The following is a 2,337-nucleotide window of genomic DNA, read 5'->3' on the forward strand; positions in this document are numbered from 1 at the left end:
CCTTAGCTCAGTTGGTAGAGCGACGGACTGTTAATCCGCAGGTCACTGGTTCGAGTCCAGTAGGAGGAGCCATTTTTAAAAAGCCGCATCTTTTGATGCGGCTTTTTGGCATCTGCCCTACGTTCATTTCATTCCCCCAGTTTCTCTGTTTCTCTGTTTCTCTGTTTCTCTGTTTCTCTGTTTCTCTGTTTCTCTGTTTCTCTGTTTCTCTGTTTCTAGCATCGCAAAATATTAAGCCCAGTCTCTAAAAAAACACTTATTTTACGCTAAAAATTTAATCCTCATCATAATTTCAATACGCACTAGTATGCGCTCATATTCATCTTCACTAAGATGCCCGAGTTATTACATTTCTTCTTTTAACTATGCCTTGCATAGTGATGACACTTTATTTGTGAGCCAAATATGAAACTAAAAACTCAAGCCTATTTATTATCTGCGATCATATTGCTAGCACTCCTAGCACTGACCGCAACGGGCTTATGGACACTTCGCGTCGCAAGTAACCTTGATAACAAAGCTCGGGTTACTGAGCTATTCAAAAGTGCGTACAGCATTCTTACCGAAGTAGAAAAAATGGCTATCGAAGGCAAAATGCCAGAGGACGAAGCGAAATCATTAGCCACTCGCCTACTCCGTAATAATATCTACAAAGACAACGAATACGTTTATGTCGCAGATGAGAACATGATTTTTGTTGCAGCTCCGCTTGACCCTCAATTACATGGAACAAGCTTTCACGACTTTCGTGATGGAGATGGCAACAGCGTCGGCCAACTTATCTTAGATGTTTTGGGGCGCAAAACAGGTCAAATCGTCGAATATACTTGGAGTCAAAAGCAGGCCGACGGAAGCATTGAAGAAAAACACTCTATTGCCGAGAAAACACCACATTGGGGCTGGGTTGTAGGTACAGGGATCGGCTTTAATGAGGTGAATGCTCGCTTCTGGGCTACCGCTCAATGGCAGCTTGTACTGTGTTTAGTTATCGCGGGGAGTATTCTCGGTGGCCTGATAATCTCGATTCGCAAGATGCTCAATCTACTTGGTGGAGAGCCAAACGATGTGCGCAAAGCCGTTCAAGCTGTCGCACAAGGCGACATTCAGACCAGTTTTGATACAGTGGCGCCGAGAGGAAGTATCTATCGTGCGGTGCAAGATATGAGTCAATCACTAGCCACCATGGTGACAAACCTTGAGAAATCCATGCACGCACTGCGCGCTGAGTTATCTGCCGTAGAATCTCGCTCAAATACGATTGCCGATCTCACCGTATCCCAGCAGCAGTCAACAGCAATGATTGCCACTGCGATGACTGAAATGGCATCTTCAGCCAACCATGTTGCCAACTCGGCAAGTGATACAGCAAACAACACAGACGAAGCCGATAAACAAAGTCAGCATACTCAGAAGTTGATTCACAGTACTGTTGAAAACATTCAAGGTTTGGCTTCTCAATTAAATACTGCAAGTAAAGCGGTCGCCGATCTAGATCAGGATGTAAATAATATTGTAAAAGTGCTCGATGTAATTGGCGATATTGCAGAGCAAACAAACTTACTCGCACTCAATGCTGCCATTGAAGCAGCACGTGCCGGAGAGCAAGGTCGAGGCTTTGCCGTTGTTGCCGACGAGGTGCGCAACCTGGCAGGCCGAACACAAGATAGCACTAAAGAGATTCAGCATATGCTCTCCAACCTGCAAGAAGGTTCCCGTAACGCTATTCACACAATGGAAGTGTGTGCAGAAACCAGTGAGGGCACAGTAACAGAGTCTAAGAATGCCTCTGAAGCTCTGCAGCAAATTGTAACGGCTTTAGAATCTATCACCGCAATGAGTCAGCAGATCGCGACCGCAGCAGCCGAACAAACTCAGGTTAGCGATGATATTGCGCTGCGCGTCAATCTTATCGAGGAAAGCGGAAGCCAGCTCAACTCTGTGGTAACGGAGAGCCAATCAAGCACTCAAAGTTTAGCTTCGCTGGCAGATGAGCTAGAAGGTTGGGTAAACAAGTTCTCTGTAAAGCACTAGGTTAAAGTCAATTGTTTAGTATAAAGCACGTTTTCAAGCGTGCTTTTTTTGTTTTTATCCATTTACTCTACTTTCAAACTCCTATCATTCCATTAAAGAAAGCTTAGTTGATGGTGGATTTGTATCAAAAATGCATAAAAACAGCCCACTCCGAGCACATTTTCATCAAACGATATTTTATTTTAATTTTATGGTTGACCTAAGAGCCGAAAAACCGTTTAATACACCTCGTCGCCCGGATAGCTCAGTCGGTAGAGCAGAGGATTGAAAATCCTCGTGTCGGTGGTTCGATTCCGCCTCCGGGCA

The 2,337-nt window shown here is 44.7% G+C and carries 1 protein-coding gene and 1 tRNA gene; both read left to right on the forward strand.

All coding sequences use genetic code 11. The features are described from left to right. The first annotated feature begins 405 nt into the window (after nt 1-405). Nucleotides 406-2,031, forward strand: a complete 1,626-nt coding sequence (locus MSG33_RS23440) for a methyl-accepting chemotaxis protein (protein ID WP_248382323.1) — start codon at nt 406-408, stop codon at nt 2,029-2,031. 233 nt (nt 2,032-2,264) lie between these two features. Then, nucleotides 2,265-2,337 (forward strand) — tRNA-Phe (locus tag MSG33_RS23445).

Source organism: Vibrio sp. 1CM7H (assembly GCF_023161645.1).
Lineage (GTDB): Bacteria > Pseudomonadota > Gammaproteobacteria > Enterobacterales > Vibrionaceae > Vibrio > Vibrio diabolicus.